The sequence below is a fragment of the Streptomyces sp. NPDC102437 genome (genome assembly GCF_044765565.1).
Classification (GTDB): domain Bacteria; phylum Actinomycetota; class Actinomycetes; order Streptomycetales; family Streptomycetaceae; genus Streptomyces.
Map to the genome: position 1 here is coordinate 261231 of NZ_JBIWKI010000006.1, position 15371 is coordinate 276601.

Consider the following 15371-nt stretch of genomic DNA (forward strand, 5'->3'; position numbering starts at 1 on the left):
CCAGCCCCCGATGCGGGAACTCCTGCTGGAGCTGAAGATCCCACGCACGTTCCTGCGCCCGTCGGCCGACGGCCCGCTGCCGGGCGAGGAGAGGCTCGTCGGGCACGGGGTGCGGGTCGTGGCGGTCCCGGACTGCGGGCACAACATCATGCTGGACAACCCGCAGGCGTTCGCCGAGGAGGCCGCGCGGGCCCTCGCGGCCCGAGGAGGGGAGGGGCGGAGGGGGTGCGCGAACGGGTCGGCCGGGTCACGCCCCGACGGCGGCCGCCACGGCGACGACGACGAACATCAGCACGAGCACGGCCGCCATGATGCGGTTTCTGGTCTTCGGATCCACCCTTCGAGCGTAACCGCCGGTCTCAGCGACCCAGCGACCAGGATGCGACCACCTCGTACCTGGGCCGCTCGCCCGGCACCCCGGAGTCCGGCAGATTGCTGTGTACGAGCGCCATCTCACCGACCTCCCACCCGGTGCCCTCGAAGCTTCCGAGCGCCTCGACGCAGGGCCGCAGGTCGACCTCGGCGCGGCGGCTGCGGGCGAGGGTGAGGTGGGGGTGGTAGGCGCGGTGCTGGTCCATCGGGATGCCGGAGCGGCGGGCGGCGGCGTCCGCGCGCTCGGCGAGCAGCCGCAGCGTGTCGAGTGCGCCCGCGGCCCCCACCCACAGGGCCCGCCCGCCGAACCGGCCGGCGCCGTGGATGCGGAGCGGGAAGGGCTCGGTGCGGCGGGCGGCCCGTGCGAGGCGCTCCTCCAGCTCGGGCAGCAGTTCCTCGTCCACGGGCCCGAGAAACGCCAGCGTGAAGTGCCATCCGGGCACCCCGGTCCAGCGAAGCCGCTCGGCCTCGGGCAACGCGTGCAGCGGGGCGACGGCGCGGCGCAGTTCCTCGACGGCGGGGGCGGGCGGCAGCACGGCGACGAAGAGTCTGAGACGGCTCATGCGCCGAGTGTCGCACCGTACCGGCGTGTCCAGGGCTCCGTACGTATCGTTGTACTACGCGGCTGCCCGCGCCCGCGCGGCAGCGGGGAGGAGCGCCACGATGACTGTCGTGGAGACCGACAGGATCGAGATGGCCGACAGCAGCGACAAGCGCACTCTGGACATGATGTTCGAGTGGCTTGAGCCCACCCCCGAGGGATTCAAGGTCGAGATCGTCGAGGGGAACATCTACACGTCGCCGCAACGGCGCACACACTGGCGAATCATTCTCGACATCATCGAGCAGTTGCGCGCCAGATACCCCCGCGAGCGCTTGCTGTCCGATGTGCGCATTGACTTCCCGGGGCTGCTCAACGGCTTCGCCTGCGATGTCGTCGCACTGACCGAAGGTGCCACCGAGGACGCCGACGGCCAGTGCCGCTACCAGGACATCGAGTTCGTGGCCGAGGTGATCTCGAAGAGCACCGCCGCCAACGACTACGGGTCGAAGAAGGCCACCTACGCCACCGCCGGTGTGCCCGTGTACCTCATCGTCGACCCGTACACCGGTACGTGGCACCTCCACACGCTTCCGAAGGAGGACGAGTACCGCAGCATGCTGAGTCTCGACTTCGGCACGCCGGTCGATCTCACCTCGACCGTCGTGGGACTCACCCTGGAGACCGCCGACTTCCCCCGCGACTGACGCCCCCGGACACACGGCGGCCCCGACCGGTGCTCACCGGTCGGGGCCGTGCCACGGTCCTCGTCGGACGGCGTTCACGCCGCCGCGGCCAGCTCCTCCCGGGGGACGAACCGGACGTGCGGGCGGCCGGGGCGCAGGTCCACGCGCAGGCGCAGGCCGCCCACGCGGGCCAGCATGAAGCCGACGCCGAGTGCGGCCACCAGCGAGAACGCGCCGCCGACCGCCATGCCCGTACGGACCCCGTAGGCGTCGCTGATCCAGCCGACGATCGGGGCACCCACCGGCGTACCGCCGGCGAAGACCATCATGTACAGGCTCATGACCCGGCCGCGCATGGCCGGGTCGGCGGCCATCTGGACGCTCGTGTTCGCGCTGATGTTGGTCGTCAGGCCGATCATGCCGATCGGGACCAGCAGGATCGCGAAGAGCCAGACGGACGGCGACAGGGACGCGATGATCTCCAGCAGACCGAACGCCGTTCCCGCGGCCACCAGCATCCGCAGCCGGGAGGAACGGCGGCGGGCGGCGAGCAGGGCGCCGACGAGGGAGCCGGCCGCCATGAGGATGTTGAAGAAGGAGTACATCCCGGCGCCGCCGTGGAAGATCTCGTCCGCGAAGGCCGTCAGCCAGATCGGGAAGTTGAACCCGAACGTGCCGACGAAGCCGACCAGGACGATCGGCCAGATCAGCTCGGGGCGGCCGGAGACGTAACGCAGGCCCTCCCGCAGCTGGCCCTTGGCGCGGGGCACGACGGTGGTCTTGTGCAGCTCGCTCGTACGCATCATCAGCAGGCCGATGAGCGGGGCGGCGAAGGACAGACCGTTGAACATGAAGGCCCAGCCACTGCCGACCGTGGTGATCAGGACACCGGCGACGGCCGGGCCGATGAGCCGGGCGGACTGGAAGTTCGCCGAGTTGAGGCTGACCGCGTTGCGCAGCTGAGCGGGTCCGACCATCTCGGACACGAAGGACTGACGGGCCGGGTTGTCGACCACCGTCACCATGCCGAGCAGGAACGCGATGAGGTAGACGTGCCATACCTGGACGACACCGGAGAGCGTGAGAACCGCGAGGGCGATCCCGCAGAGGCCGAGCGCCGCCTGGCTGACGAGGAGCAGCTTCCGCTTCGGGAGGCGGTCCGCGATGACGCCGCCGTAGAGGCCGAACAGAAGCATGGGGAGGAACTGGAGGGCCGTGGTGATACCGACGGCGGCGGCGGACCCGGTGAGGCTCAGGACGAGCCAGTCCTGCGTGATGCGGGACATCCAGGTACCGGTGTTGGAGATCACGGCGCCCGTGGCGAACAGGCGGTAGTTACGGATCTTCAGCGACGAGAAGGTCCCGCCGGGCTTGCTCTCGTGGGTGGAAGTCGGTGCGGGGGCGGAGTCTGCTCCGGATCCCGTACTCAAAAGGGTTCGCCTCCTCGGGCGTATACGTTTCGCTGACTGACGGGGTACGGCGGTGCGGGCGGTGCGCCGGCTGTGGACCGGCGCGGCCCGTGCCGCTACAGGTGGGCGAGCTTCTCCAGCACGGGTGCCGCCTTGCGCAGCGTCTCCCACTCGTCCTCGTCCAGGCCCTCGGCGAGGGCGGTCAGCCAGGCGTTCCGCTTGGAGCGGCTCTCTTCGAGCATGGCCTCGGCCTGCTCGGTCTGGCTGACCACCTTCTGGCGACGGTCATCGGGGTGCGGTTCCAGTCTGACCAGCCCCTTCGCTTCGAGCAGCGCGACGATGCGGGTCATCGACGGAGGCTGCACATGCTCCTTGCGGGCCAGTTCGCCCGGCGTGGCCGAGCCGCACCTGGCGAGCGTGCCGAGCACCGACATCTCGGTGGGGCTCAGCGACTCGTCGACGCGCTGGTGCTTGAGGCGCCGGCTGAGCAGCATCACGGCGGAGCGAAGGGAGCTCACGGCGGCCGCACTGTCGCCGTCGTGGATCAGGTCAGGCATGTTCATTAGCGTAACTCATTAGCTGCCCTAAAGACCATTCGTGTTACACGGGGAAGTGGCGCTTCGCCCAATCGATCACCCGAACGAGTGAGTCGGCTCCGGAAAGTAACGCGAAACGACCCGGTGGGCCGTAACCCTGCTTGCCATGGGATCGACTGTGCTCAGCCTGCGGATAGACGGTGAGCTGCTCGACCGGCTCCGGCAGCATGCCGCCAAACGCGGAATGAGCGTCCAGGACTATGTGGTCCGGACGCTCATTCGCGATGATTTCGACGAGCGCTTCAAGGCGGCCGTCGACGAGACGGAGAGGTTCTACGGCCCGGAGGGGACCGCGGGGATCAGGGCCGAAGAGGTCACGTGAGGCCGAGGGCCGGCATCGCGTAGTAGAAGACGAAGACGGCGGAGACCACGTACATGGGCACCGGCACCTCGCGCCAGCGCCCGGCGGCCACCCGCAGCACGGAGAAGGCGATGAAGCCGATGCCGATGCCATTGGTGATCGAGTACGTGAACGGCATCATCACCATGGCCAGGAAGGCCGGGACGGCGAGTGTGTAGTCGCTCCAGTCGATGTCCCGCACCGAGCCCGAGATGATCAGGAAGCCCACCGCCAGCAGCGCGGGGGTGGCCGCCTGCGACGGGACCATGGTCGCCAGCGGCGTCAGGAACAGCGCCACCGTGAACAGCAGGCCCGTCACGATGCTCGCGAAGCCGGTGCGGGCACCCTCGCCGACACCCGCCGTGGACTCCACGAAGCAGGTGCCCGCCGATGCGGAACTCGCACCGCCCGCGGCAACCGCGATGCCGTCCACGAACAGCACCTTGTTGATGCCGGGGAAGTTGCCGTCCTTGTCCGTCAGTTTCGCCTCGTCGCCGACACCGAGGATGGTGCCCATCGCGTCGAAGAAGCAGGACAGCAGCACGGTGAAGACGAACAGGATGCCGGTCAGGACGCCGACCTTCTGGAAGCCTCCGAACAGACTGACATTGCCCAGCAGCCCGAAGTCCGGGGTCGCGACCGGATTGCCCGGCCACTTCGGGACGGTCAGCCCCCAGGCGCCGTCCGGCAGGCCGGCGACCGCGTTGACGATCAGCGCGAGGACCGTCATCGCCACGATGGAGATCAGGATCGCGCCCGACACCTTGCGGATGATCAGCGCGAGGGTGAGCAGCGCACCTATGACGAAGATGAGGACGGGCCAGCCGTTGAGGTGGCCGTCGCTGCCGAGCTGGAGCGGGACGGTGGTCTCCGCCTTGTCCGGGATGCGGGAGACGAAGCCGGAGTCGACCAGGCCGATCAGCAGGATGAAGAGGCCGATACCGATCGCGATGCCCTTGCGGAGCGACATCGGTACGGCGTGCATCACGCGTTCCCGCAGGCCCGTCGCGACCATCAGCATCACCACGATGCCCGCGAGGACGACCATGCCCATCGCGTCGGGCCAGGTCATCCGGGGTGCGAGCTGGAGCGCGACGACGGTGTTGACGCCGAGACCGGCGGCCAGCGCAATCGGCACGTTGCCTATGACACCCATGAGGAGCGTGGAGAACGCCGCCGTGATCACGGTCGCCGTGACCAGCTGGCCATGGTTGAGGTAGTGCTCATTGATGTCGTGCGCGCTGCCGAGGATGATCGGGTTCAGCACGATGATGTACGCCATCGCGAAGAACGTGGCGAATCCACCACGGATTTCGCGTGCGACCGACGACCCCCGCTCGGAGATCTTGAAGAACCGGTCCAGGCGGCCCTGTGGCTGGGAAGCCGGGGGCTGCTCGGCGTCGACCGGAGCGGTGGCCGAGGGGGACATGTATGACCTCAGTCGTACGTAGAGGGGGGAAGAAAGTGGTCAGCTTTGGACTTTTACACGAATAATTCGAGTCAGCCTTAAGCAGATTCAGTATGAATACATAAGGCGAAGATCGCTATCTCCGCGCGTAGACCCTTGGGCCGCCCGGCCGCGCAGGCTTCGGGACCGCCGTCCTCACGGGGCCGCACAAGGGCCCCATACACTGAGGTCATGGCGAAGTGGACACCGAAGCACGAGGCACCCGAGCCCCTGGAGGGGCCCGTCGTCGCCACCATCACCGGCGGCACGATCCTCTGGTTCGTCCTCTTCCTGGTCCAGCTCCCGTTCTACAACTGGTTCGACGACCACGGCCACCTGTGGTGGGTGTGGACCTGTCTCGCCGGTGCGGGGCTCGGCCTGATCGGCATCTGGTACGTACGGGGACGTGACGCCGCGATCAAGCGGGCGGCCGCCGCTGCTGCCGCCGAGTTTCCGGGCGACACCGCGAAGGGTGCCACCAGCCGAGGGCCGGGCAGCCCTGCCAGCCCTTAGGGCCCGTCACCGGCCGAGTAGCACCACAGGACCACCACTCCTCCTCCCCTGGTCTGATCTTCCGACCACCCAGTGGGTGAATCGGACCATCCACCCGTACCGTCGGAACCATGACGCAGCGGGCATCCCATTCCTTCGGCGAAGAGACCGGCGAGCAGATCCCCGGGACGACCGGCACCCCCGGCCATCCGGGTCCGGCCATGATCGACGCCGGGGCCGAGCTCGACCCGGTCCACCCGGTGAAGCTGCCCGCCCCGGCCGTGGATCCACGCGGACTGACGGCCGCCGAGGTGGCCGAGAGGATCGCCCGCGGTGAGGTCAACGACGTCCCCGTCCGCTCGTCCCGCTCCGTGCGCGAGATCGTCCGGGCCAATGTCTTCACCCGGTTCAACCTGATCATCGGCGTGCTCTGGCTGATCATGCTGTTCGTCGCGCCGATCCAGGACAGCCTCTTCGGCTTCGTGATCATCGCCAACACCGGCATCGGCATCGTCCAGGAATGGCGGGCCAAGAAGACCCTGGACAGCCTCGCGGTCATCGGCGAGGCGAAACCCGCGGTGCGGCGCGACGGGGTCTCGGCCGAGATCTCCACCTCCGAGATCGTCCTCGGCGACCTCATCGAGCTGGGCCCCGGCGACAAGGCCGTCGTGGACGGCACGGTCGCCGAGGCCGACGGTCTGGAGATCGACGAGTCGCTGCTCACCGGCGAGGCCGACCCGGTACTGAAACAGCCCGGCGACCCCGTGATGTCCGGCAGCTTCGTGGTCGCCGGCGGCGGCGCCTTCACCGCCACCAAGGTCGGCCGCGAGGCCTACGCCGCCCAGCTCGCCGAGGAGGCGTCCCGCTTCACCCTCGTCCAGTCCGAGCTGCGCACCGGCATCTCCACGATCCTCAAGTACGTCACCTGGATGATGGTGCCGACCGCGATCGGCCTCGTCATCAGCCAGCTCGTCGTCAACGACAACGACCTCAAGGGGTCGATCGCGCGGACCGTCGGCGGGATCGTCCCGATGATCCCCGAGGGCCTGGTGCTGCTCACCTCGGTCGCGTTCGCGATCGGAGTCGTACGGCTCGGCCGCAAGCAGTGCCTGGTGCAGGAGCTCCCCGCCATCGAGGGGCTCGCCCGGGTCGACGTCGTCTGCCTGGACAAGACCGGCACCCTCACCGAGGGCGGCATGGACGTCACCGAGGTGCGGACGCTGGGCGGTGCTGACGACACGTACGTACGGAGCGTGCTGGGCGCTCTCGGCTCGTCCGACCCGCGCCCCAACGCCAGCCTCCAGGCCATCGTGGCCGCCTACCCTGACGGCGAGAAGTGGCTGTGCACGCAGACACTGCCGTTCTCCTCGGCCCGCAAGTACAGCGGCGCCGCGTTCGACGAGGGCGGCGGCCGGGAGTCGTCCTGGCTGCTCGGCGCCCCCGATGTGCTGCTGCCCGAGCACGACCCGGCGCTCACCGAGATCGAGCAGCTCAACGAGCAGGGCCTGCGGGTGCTGCTGCTGGCCCGCGCCGAGGGCGAGCTCGACGGGCCGGACAGCGCGGCCGGGGCCGTACCGAGCGCGCTGGTCGTGCTGGAGCAGCGGCTGCGGCCGGACGCGGCGGAGACCCTGTCCTACTTCGCCGACCAGCGGGTCGCCACGAAGGTCATCTCCGGCGACAACGCGGTCTCGGTCGGCGCGGTCGCGGGAAAGCTGGGCCTGCCGGGCGCCGAGCACACCCTGGACGCCCGCAAGCTGCCCACCGACCCGGACGACATGGCCACGGCCATGGAGGAGAACGCGGTCTTCGGCCGGGTCACCCCGCAGCAGAAGCGGGACATGGTCGCCGCCCTCCAGTCCCGCGGCCACACGGTCGCCATGACCGGCGACGGCGTCAACGACGTACTGGCGCTGAAGGACGCCGACATCGGCGTCTCCATGGGATCGGGTTCCGAGGCGACCCGGGCCGTCGCCCAGATCGTGCTGCTGAACAACAGCTTCGCGACACTGCCGTCCGTGGTCGCCGAGGGCCGCCGGGTGATCGGCAACATCACCCGGGTCGCCACCCTGTTCCTGACCAAGACCGTCTACTCGGTGCTGCTGGCGGTCCTGGTGGTCTGCACACAGGTCGACTACCCGTTCCTGCCGCGCCACCTGACCCTGCTGTCGACGCTGACGATCGGCGTCCCGGCCTTCTTCCTGGCCCTGGCCCCCAACAAGGAACGGGCCCATCCGCACTTCGTGCGCCGGGTCATGCGGTACGCGATCCCGTCGGGCGTCATCGCCGCCGCGGCCACCTTCACGACATATCTGATCGCCCGGAACCACTACTCGGGTCCGGGCGCCCTCGACGCCGAGACCAGTGCGGCCACGCTCACGCTGTTCCTGGTCTCGATGTGGGTGCTGGCGATCATCGCCCGCCCGTACACCTGGTGGCGGATCGCCCTGGTGGCGGCGATGGGGCTGGCGTTCCTGATCGTGCTGGTGGTGCCGTGGCTCCAGGAGTTCTTCGCGCTGAAGCTGGTCGGGACGACGATGCCGTGGGCGGCGGTGGGCATCGCGGTGGTGGCGTCGGCCGGCCTGGAGTACGCCTGGCGGCTGGTCGGCCGACGCTTCCCGGTGTAGCGCGCGGCTCCGGCCGTTACTTCACGTCGACGAAGTCGCCGGCGGTGGTGACGGCCGGGGTGGTGGACGTCCCCGCGAAGCTGTAGCGCCAGTAGCCGTCGACCGAGGCCTTGACCGTGGTCTTCAGGTTCCCGACGCTGCTCGACTTGATCGTCTTGACCGTGCTGTACGTGGAGCTGGTCTTCTTGCGGAACTGGAGCTTCACGGGCTGCGTCGCGTAACCGTGGTACGCGTGGTCCTCCCAGTTCGCCCGTGACAGCTTCCCGGTGACCGTGATGGTCTTGCCCTTCTTCACCGGCTCGGGCGAGGCGTTGACCGTCAGCTTCGACAGCCGCTGGATCTTCGCCGTGGCGGCGTAGTCCGAGTAGTAGCTGGAGCCGTCCTTGGCCTCCGCACCCGCGAGCACGTGCCAGGAGCCCGCCAGCGCGTTCTTGTACAGGTCGACCCTGGGGTCGATGGTGATGGTGAGGGAGCAGGTGCTGGTGGTCGCGCTCGCGGCCTTGCAGGTCGCGTCGTCCTCGTTGGGCAGCAGCGCGCCGTCCATGCCCTCGTCCTGGTCCTTGCCGTGCCACAGGAGCAGCCAGCCGGTCTCGATGCCGGAGGCGTGCGAGGCGGTCACCGAGACGGTGACGGTCTTCTTGGCGGTGGTGCCCAGGACGATGTCCTTGCCACCGTTGACGGTGATCTTGGATATGACGGGATCGGCCGTTGCCGCGTGCGCCGCCGGAACGGCGAGGGCGGACAGGGCCAGCGCGCCGGAGACTGCGGCGACAGTGGCACGAATGCGCATGGATTTCTCCGTGGAGAAAGGCCTTGGGGGCCGGATGGGATGCACAGGGCGGATGCGTGAGCAGCGGGACCCCTCGTGGAGGGATCCCGCTGCTCACGGTGGCCACGGGTGGCCTCGATGGGTCCGCGTGGGCCCGGGTGGGGCTACTTCACGTCGACGAAGTCACCGGCGGTGGTGACGGCCGGGGTGGTGGACGTCCCCGCGAAGCTGTAGCGCCAGTAGCCGTCGACCGAGGCCTTGACCGTGGTCTTCAGGTTGCCGACGCTGCTCGACTTGATCGTCTTGATGGTGGTGTACGTGGAGCTGGTCTTCTTGCGGAACTGGAGCTTCACGGGCTGCGTCGCGTAACCGTGGTACGCGTGGTCCTCCCAGTTCGCCCGCGACAGCTTCCCGGTGACCGTGATGGTCCCGCCCTTCTTCACCGGCTCCGGAGCGGCGTTGACCGTCAGCTTCGACAGCCGCTGCACCCGGGCGGTGCCGAAGAAGTCGTTCCACGCCATGTCCCCGCTACCGGCGAGCGCGGCCCCGCTGACGTGCCAGGTGCCGGCCAGGGCGTTCTTGTACAGGTCGTAGCGCGGGTCGATCGTGAACGTCAGCTTGCATGTCGAGGTCGTCGCGTTGACCTTGGTGCACGTCGCCGCTTCCTCGTTCGGCAGGATCGCGCCGTCGATGGTGTCCGGCGAGTTCGGGTTGGTGCCGTGCCACAGGTCGGCGTAGGCGTCGACGACCCCGGAGGGGTGCGAGGCGGTGACGGAGACGGAGATCGTCTTCTTGGCGGTGGTGCCGAGGACGATGTCCTTGCCGCCGTTGACGACGACCTTGGAGATGACGGGTTCCGAGGCGTCGGCGGCGGTGGCCGCGGCGGCCTTCGAGGCACCCGGCGCGGCGGCGGTGCCGAAGACCTCGGCGCCCGACGTCGGCTTGTTCAGGTTCGGAACGGAGTGGTCCCCCGCGAGGGCGGCCGGGACAGCCAGAGCAGACAGGGCCAGGGCGCCGGAGACGGCGGCCACGGTGGCACGAATTCGCATGTGTTTCCCCAGTGGAGAAAGGCCCCGCGGGCACGTGAGGCGCCACGGGCGGGGCTGGTTCGGACTGTGAGTCTGCTGACTCGCCAAACCAGACCCGCAACGCATGTGAAGGGTTGTACGCCGAGATGAACTTCTTGCGAAGATCCCCTCGGAGGGCGCAGCCGGACGCCCGCGAGCGCCGACGCCCTGCCTGCCCGCGACCGTCCGTCAGTCGAACCAGCGGTCCCGGGCGAGCTCCTCCGTACGGGACGGGTCCTCCAGCAGCGCCGCGACCTCGAAGCGGCGCGGCCACTGCCCCGCCGCCCAGGCCAGGCCCGCCGCGACGCCCTCCAGGGTGGCGGCGTGCACCGTGCCGTCGGGGGTGCGGCGCCAGTCCAGTTCGACGCCGCCCGCGCGCAGTTCGGCGTGCTCGACGTACACGTCCGGGGTCCCGGCGCCGAGCAGTACCCGTACCGCGTCCGGCACTTGGTGCTCTTCGCCCTCCGTCGACACCTCCGCCTCCACGCTCTCGCCGAGCCGGCGCACCTGGAACAGCTCGGCCAGGTCCGCCGCCCGCGTCGGGGCGACCGGGAGCAGCGGGAGCCCCTCGGTGAGCGGCAGCAGATCGGGGGCGTCCGCGATCACGGCGTCCGCCGCGTCGACGACCCGTACCTCGCCGTCGACCACGGCTCGCAGCTCGTCCGGCAGCGTGACCTGTTCCGGGTCGAGATCGGCGAGGGCCGTGTACAGCGAGTGCAGTTGTACGGGTCCCACCGGGCGGTCCTCGTCCGCGAGCCGGCCGAGGAGTTCGGCGGCGCCGCCCGGCTCGTCGAGCAGGGCGGCGAGGGAGGTCCGTACGCCGAGGGCACGCAGCACCTGCGCGTCGTCGAACCCGGTCGCGTCGGCGGAGTCGTACAGCCCGGCCAGCCGGGGGTCGCCGCCCGCGGCCCGCAGCCCGGCGGGACGGCGGCCGTCGAGCACCGGATGGTCGCGCAGCCACCAGGCGGTGTACGGGCGTACCGACTGGGTGGTGCCGTCCGGCAACAGCACCCGCACCGGCTGGGTCAGCGCGTCGCGCAGCGGTGGCTGCGCGAGCATGGCGAGCGCCTGCGGCCAGGCGTCGTCGTCGACCAGGTCCAGATCGCGGACGGCGACGATCTCGGTGGCGACCGGCGGTACGGGGGCCCGCCCGCCACCCGACCACCACCCCTCATCGTCACCGCTGCGCGGCGGCAGATTCAATTGCAGCTGGTCGAGGATGTCCTCGCACCACACGTCCACGGCGTCCAGCAGACCGGCGTCGTCGGGCTCGGCGAAGTCGCCCTCGCGCGGCTCCAGTTCGTCCGGGTCCAGTACGACATCGGCGGTCCGTACGAGGGCGAAGGTGGCGAGCACGCCGCAGGCGGTGAGCGGCTGCTCGCCCCAGCGGTCGGCCAGCTCCTGGTCGCAGAGGGCGAGTTCACCCTCCCGCATGACGGCCGCGAACGGGCTGTCGGGCAGCACGAGTTCTCCGGCGGGGGCCGGTTCGCCGTCCTCGTCGGGGAGGGCGAGCGCGCCGAGCCAGGGCTCGTCGCCGGGTGCCAGTTCGGCGTCCCGGACGAGGGTGAGGACGGTCTCGGCGAGCTCGTCGGCGTCCAGCGCGTCCTCGTCCCAGATCTCGCCCGCGTCCAGCGATCCGGCGACGGCGGCCCGCACCTGCGGGGTCGTCAGCACGGCGCGCGGGGTGGCGGGCAGGGCGCCCAGCTTCTCCAGCAGCGGGTGGGCGGCGTCCGGGTGGGCGACCTTCAGCCCGAGCCGGGCGAGGCGTTCCAGCACCGGTCCGGCAGTCGCGCCGGGGAGCGGGAGGAGGACCTGGCGGGGGCCGATGGTGGTGCGGGGCAGGGCCGGGGTCCCGGTCGCGGAGTCCGTGGCCTCCGTTGTTCCGGCCACCGGTACGGGCAGGCCGGAGAGGCGGTCCGGGTCGATGCCGGACAGGCTGTCGTACAGCCTCCGCCACCAGCCGGGGGCACGCTCCAGACCGGCGAGGCGGTCGATCGCCTCGGTCAGCGGGACCCGGGCGACCTGGAGCGTACGCAGCTCGCTGCGGCGTTCCAGCCCGGCGGGCAGCAGACACGGCAGGACCTCTGCGAGCACCCGTACCGTCTCGGCGCCGACGCCTTCCAGCACCTCGGCCTCGATGGGCCGCAGCGCCGTGGTGGCCGCCTGGGGGACGCCTTCCGCCTGCACGTCCCAGGTGTCCCACCGGTCCGCCTCGGCGGTGGTGTCGCGCGGGGCGGCGGGCGCCAGGAACGCGACGCGCGGCAGCCGCTCCAGGATCGCTCCGCGCAGCGCCCCGTCCAGTTCGCCCTTGCCGAGCGGCCCCGGTACGAGGTCGATGGTGTCGACGGACACCGGCTGCCAGCCGGCGAGCAGTTCGGCGTAAGCGTCGGCGGCGCGCTGCACCAGGAAGTCGGTGAGCGGTCCCGGCGCGAAGTGGCGGCGGGCGGTGTCGAGCGGCAGCGAGGCGATGAGCAGCGCGGGGATGCCGAGGGGTTCGTCGGTGGGGGTCGGGGCGTGGACGACGGGGAGGGTGCGGGGGCGGACCGGGGCGCCCTCCGTGTCGACCGGGACCGCCCAGGTGACCGACCAGTGCGGGCGCAGCCGTTCCTCGCGGGGGCGGTCGGCGAGCAGGGCGGCCTCGACGGGGCCGTGGTGGGTGACGGTGCGCCAGCGGTTCGTGCCGCGCGCGGAGTCCTCGACGTGGGTGTACGGGCCGTGCTGGGAGCGGCGCAGCGTCCGTACGGTGTCCGGGGTCTCGATCACGATCTCGTCCAGGCCGCGCAAGGTGAGCAGCAGGGCGTCGTCGACCGCGTCGAGCAGCCGGACCACGAGGTCCTCGGCGCCGCCGTCGCGCAGCGGGAGGACCACGACGGTGTCGTACCCCTCGGGTGCGGTGCCCTCGGCGGGCAGCGGGAGCCGGAGCAGCGGTACGTGGCCGTCGCGGCGGCGCAGTTCGTCGCCGAGTCCGGGGCTGGCGACGGCCGCCCGCGCGGCGAGGTCGCGGGCCTCGGCGAGGGACCAGCGGACACCGCCGTGCCGGCCGACGACGGCGGGTTCGTCGCTCACCGCGAGCACGGCGGCGAACCCGACGCCGAACCTGCCGACGGCGCCTTCGTGCCCTTCGCGCTTGGCGGAGGCACGCAGCGTGGAGAGCGACTCCACGCCGGTGGCGTCGAGGGGTGCGCCGGTGTTGGCGGCGGCGAGGAGCGCGGGGGTGTCCGGGGTCGCCGGGTGCAGGGTGAGGCGGAGCTGGCCGGGGACCTGGGCGCGGGCGGCGGCGTCGGCGGCGTTCTGGGCGAGCTCGACGACGAGGCGGTCGCGGTAGCCGCCGAGCGCGAGGTCCTCCTCGGCGTTGGCGTCCTCGCGGAACCTGGCGGGGCCGGCGCCCCAGGCGTCGAGCACTCCGCGCCGGAGCCGTGCGGTCCCGAACGGATCGGCCCCCTCGGTCGCATTCATGCTCACGCTCTGACTCCGCTCTTTCCGGTTGCGCACTGCCCGTGCCGCCAAGTGTGCGCCCGAAGGTACCGGGTCCTCACACCGGACGGGGTTCGCGGCCCGGCGTCCGTCACCGGGCCCTTGGCTGCCGCCTCCGGGCGCTTGGCTGCCGCACCGCCCACCACAGCAAGGATTGCGCCCTCGATCGCCGGACGGGCTGGGTCTGCCCGGCTGACCCGGGCCCGTGGGAAGCCCCGAGCCCCTCGGGAAAATCGCCGGACGAGCGGGAAAATCACGCCCGTCCGGCGATTGAGGACAAAGCGGCTCGCCGAGGCCGCCCGGCATCCCGCTCATGCCCGCGCGGCACCCACCCGGCCCGTCCGGTGTTCGAGGACGGAATCGGCTCGCCGGAGCGACCCGCACCCCGCGGAACGGGGAAGCCACACCGCCCGGCCGGGCCCTACGAGTGCCCGAGGTCCTCCGTCGGCGCGTCCGCCTCCACCGGGACGGAGCCGGAGTCCCGGGCCGGCCGCAACGGGTACTCGTCCGCCTGCATCGTGTCCAGCGCGTGCGGCGTCGGCTTCGGCGGCTTCGGCATCACCGCCGCCTCCGAGTGCCCACCGCACCCGTACGACAGCGACACGACCCGCCCGTCCGCCGGACCGAACTCGTTCGCGCACACCCCGAAGGCCTGCTTGAGCGAGCCCGCCAGAGGCACCAGGAACGCACAGGTGACACACGAGGCCGGGGCCGCCTGCGCCATGGGCGTCTTCGCACCGAACGCCTCGTCCCACCGGTCGGCCGCCGCGTGCAGCCCGTACCGGGACAGCACCCGCGCCCGCCGCATGCCGAGCTCGTCCGCGACCGCCGCGATCGAGCCCCGGCTCGTCGTCGCGGGGCGGGTCGTCAGCTCCGCGTCCTCCGCGTCGACGAGATCGGCCATCTCCTGCGACATCTCGGAGACCGCGGAGTTCGGCGGCGGCTCGTCCTCACCGGTGTAGCCGGGCTCCAGGCGGATGTCGTCCGCCTCGGTGGGCAGCAGATCGCCCGGCCCCATGTCGCCGGGGCGCAGCCGCTCGCTCCACGGCACCCACTCCGGGGCGAGGAGCGCGTCGCTGCCGGGCAGCAGCACCGTTTCGTCGAGGGTGACGTTCTTCGCGCGGGAGGCGCGGGCTACCGTCACCGCCCAGCGCCAGCCCCGGTAGCCGGGCTCCTCGCACTCGAAGAAGTGCGTGACGACCCGGTCCCCCTCGGAGACCACGGCCACATGCTCACCGACGGCGCCCGGCGCGGCTGCCTCCTCGGCCGCCGCGCGGGCCAGGTCTACCGCCTCGGCGCACAGACGGTCGGGAACAGGGGTACGGGCCGTACGGCTTCGCGTCGTCGCAGCACTCACAGGTCTCGCTTCTCTCCTACGCCAGTCTCACGAGCGCGCCAGCACATCCATCGGTTTCGGCCATGACGGGTGGGGGCGGAGCGGACCTGGGGGCCGCGTCGACGTCCACACCCGTTACTGCCTGCCTCGGGCACACCTTCTGCAACCCATTCTGCGGGATCGCCGAGAGGCGCGCGGCCGAGAACAACCGCCGGTGG

12 protein-coding genes and 1 pseudogene are annotated in these 15371 nt (G+C 71.0%); 5 read left to right on the forward strand and 8 right to left on the reverse strand.

Annotation, left to right across the window (positions count from 1 at the left end):
* Positions 1-4: 4 nt before the first annotated feature.
* Positions 5-199: pseudogene (locus ACIRJP_RS10940) on the forward strand (alpha/beta fold hydrolase); the annotation flags it as partial.
* Between the two features lie 160 nt (positions 200-359).
* On the opposite strand, the gene thpR reads toward ACIRJP_RS10940, so the two are convergent.
* On the reverse strand, positions 360-935 hold the full coding sequence (gene thpR / locus ACIRJP_RS10945) for an RNA 2',3'-cyclic phosphodiesterase (RefSeq protein ID WP_404171047.1): 576 nt from the start codon (positions 933-935) through the stop codon (positions 360-362).
* A 100-nt stretch (positions 936-1035) separates the two neighbouring features.
* Between thpR and ACIRJP_RS10950 the strand changes: the two genes are divergently transcribed.
* Positions 1036-1620: a Uma2 family endonuclease gene (locus ACIRJP_RS10950; protein ID WP_404171050.1), complete on the forward strand. Its 585-nt coding sequence runs from the start codon at positions 1036-1038 to the stop codon at positions 1618-1620.
* A 74-nt stretch (positions 1621-1694) separates the two neighbouring features.
* Here ACIRJP_RS10950 and ACIRJP_RS10955 read toward each other — a convergent pair whose 3' ends face one another.
* Positions 1695-3029, reverse strand: a complete 1335-nt coding sequence (locus tag ACIRJP_RS10955) for an MFS transporter (RefSeq protein ID WP_404171053.1) — start codon at positions 3027-3029, stop codon at positions 1695-1697.
* 95 nt (positions 3030-3124) lie between these two features.
* Positions 3125-3565 carry a MarR family winged helix-turn-helix transcriptional regulator gene (locus ACIRJP_RS10960; protein WP_072485764.1) on the reverse strand — a complete coding sequence of 147 codons (441 nt, stop codon included), beginning with the start codon at positions 3563-3565 and terminating at the stop codon, positions 3125-3127.
* Positions 3566-3710: 145 nt separating this feature from the next.
* On the opposite strand from ACIRJP_RS10960, the gene ACIRJP_RS10965 reads away from it, so the two are divergent.
* Positions 3711-3926, forward strand: a complete 216-nt coding sequence (locus ACIRJP_RS10965) for a ribbon-helix-helix protein, CopG family (protein WP_072485765.1) — start codon at positions 3711-3713, stop codon at positions 3924-3926.
* Here ACIRJP_RS10965 and ACIRJP_RS10970 read toward each other — a convergent pair.
* On the reverse strand, positions 3919-5373 hold the full coding sequence (locus tag ACIRJP_RS10970; protein WP_404171056.1) for an NCS2 family permease: 1455 nt from the start codon (positions 5371-5373) through the stop codon (positions 3919-3921). The two genes, ACIRJP_RS10965 and ACIRJP_RS10970, sit on opposite strands and share 8 nt — an antisense overlap.
* Before the next feature lie 210 nt (positions 5374-5583).
* On the opposite strand from ACIRJP_RS10970, the gene ACIRJP_RS10975 reads away from it, so the two are divergent.
* On the forward strand, positions 5584-5904 hold the full coding sequence (locus ACIRJP_RS10975) for a DUF2530 domain-containing protein (protein WP_404171059.1): 321 nt from the start codon (positions 5584-5586) through the stop codon (positions 5902-5904).
* A 110-nt stretch (positions 5905-6014) separates the two neighbouring features.
* Positions 6015-8507 (forward strand): HAD-IC family P-type ATPase, encoded by a 2493-nt coding sequence (locus ACIRJP_RS10980; RefSeq protein ID WP_404171062.1) that lies wholly within the window; start codon positions 6015-6017, stop codon positions 8505-8507.
* A gap of 16 nt (positions 8508-8523) precedes the next feature.
* Here ACIRJP_RS10980 and ACIRJP_RS10985 read toward each other — a convergent pair whose 3' ends face one another.
* The 4 genes from ACIRJP_RS10985 to ACIRJP_RS11000 form a co-directional block, all read right to left on the reverse strand.
* Positions 8524-9297, reverse strand: a complete 774-nt coding sequence (locus ACIRJP_RS10985) for a DUF5707 domain-containing protein (RefSeq protein ID WP_404171065.1) — start codon at positions 9295-9297, stop codon at positions 8524-8526.
* 143 nt (positions 9298-9440) lie between these two features.
* Entirely contained in the window at positions 9441-10325 is an 885-nt protein-coding gene (locus tag ACIRJP_RS10990; protein ID WP_404171068.1) for a DUF5707 domain-containing protein, read from the reverse strand.
* Between the two features lie 207 nt (positions 10326-10532).
* Positions 10533-13799, reverse strand: a complete 3267-nt coding sequence (locus ACIRJP_RS10995) for a sacsin N-terminal ATP-binding-like domain-containing protein (RefSeq protein ID WP_404171173.1) — start codon at positions 13797-13799, stop codon at positions 10533-10535.
* Positions 13800-14238: 439 nt separating this feature from the next.
* Positions 14239-15174, reverse strand: coding sequence for a DUF3027 domain-containing protein (locus ACIRJP_RS11000; RefSeq protein WP_404171070.1), 936 nt, complete (start codon positions 15172-15174; stop codon positions 14239-14241).
* Positions 15175-15371 lie beyond the last annotated feature (197 nt).

Bases quoted from the DNA above. Each gene is read 5' to 3' on its own strand.
- thpR (WP_404171047.1), bottom strand. From the start codon at position 935: ATGAGCCGTCTCAGACTCTTCGTCGCCGTGCTGCCGCCCGCCCCCGCC.
- ACIRJP_RS10950 (WP_404171050.1), top strand. From the start codon at position 1,036: ATGACTGTCGTGGAGACCGACAGGATCGAGATGGCCGACAGCAGCGAC.
- ACIRJP_RS10960 (WP_072485764.1), bottom strand. From the start codon at position 3,565: ATGCCTGACCTGATCCACGACGGCGACAGTGCGGCCGCCGTGAGCTCC.
- ACIRJP_RS10965 (WP_072485765.1), top strand. From the start codon at position 3,711: ATGGGATCGACTGTGCTCAGCCTGCGGATAGACGGTGAGCTGCTCGAC.
- ACIRJP_RS10970 (WP_404171056.1), bottom strand. From the start codon at position 5,373: ATGTCCCCCTCGGCCACCGCTCCGGTCGACGCCGAGCAGCCCCCGGCT.
- ACIRJP_RS10975 (WP_404171059.1), top strand. From the start codon at position 5,584: ATGGCGAAGTGGACACCGAAGCACGAGGCACCCGAGCCCCTGGAGGGG.
- ACIRJP_RS10980 (WP_404171062.1), top strand. From the start codon at position 6,015: ATGACGCAGCGGGCATCCCATTCCTTCGGCGAAGAGACCGGCGAGCAG.
- ACIRJP_RS10985 (WP_404171065.1), bottom strand. From the start codon at position 9,297: ATGCGCATTCGTGCCACTGTCGCCGCAGTCTCCGGCGCGCTGGCCCTG.
- ACIRJP_RS10990 (WP_404171068.1), bottom strand. From the start codon at position 10,325: ATGCGAATTCGTGCCACCGTGGCCGCCGTCTCCGGCGCCCTGGCCCTG.
- ACIRJP_RS10995 (WP_404171173.1), bottom strand. From the start codon at position 13,799: ATGAATGCGACCGAGGGGGCCGATCCGTTCGGGACCGCACGGCTCCGG.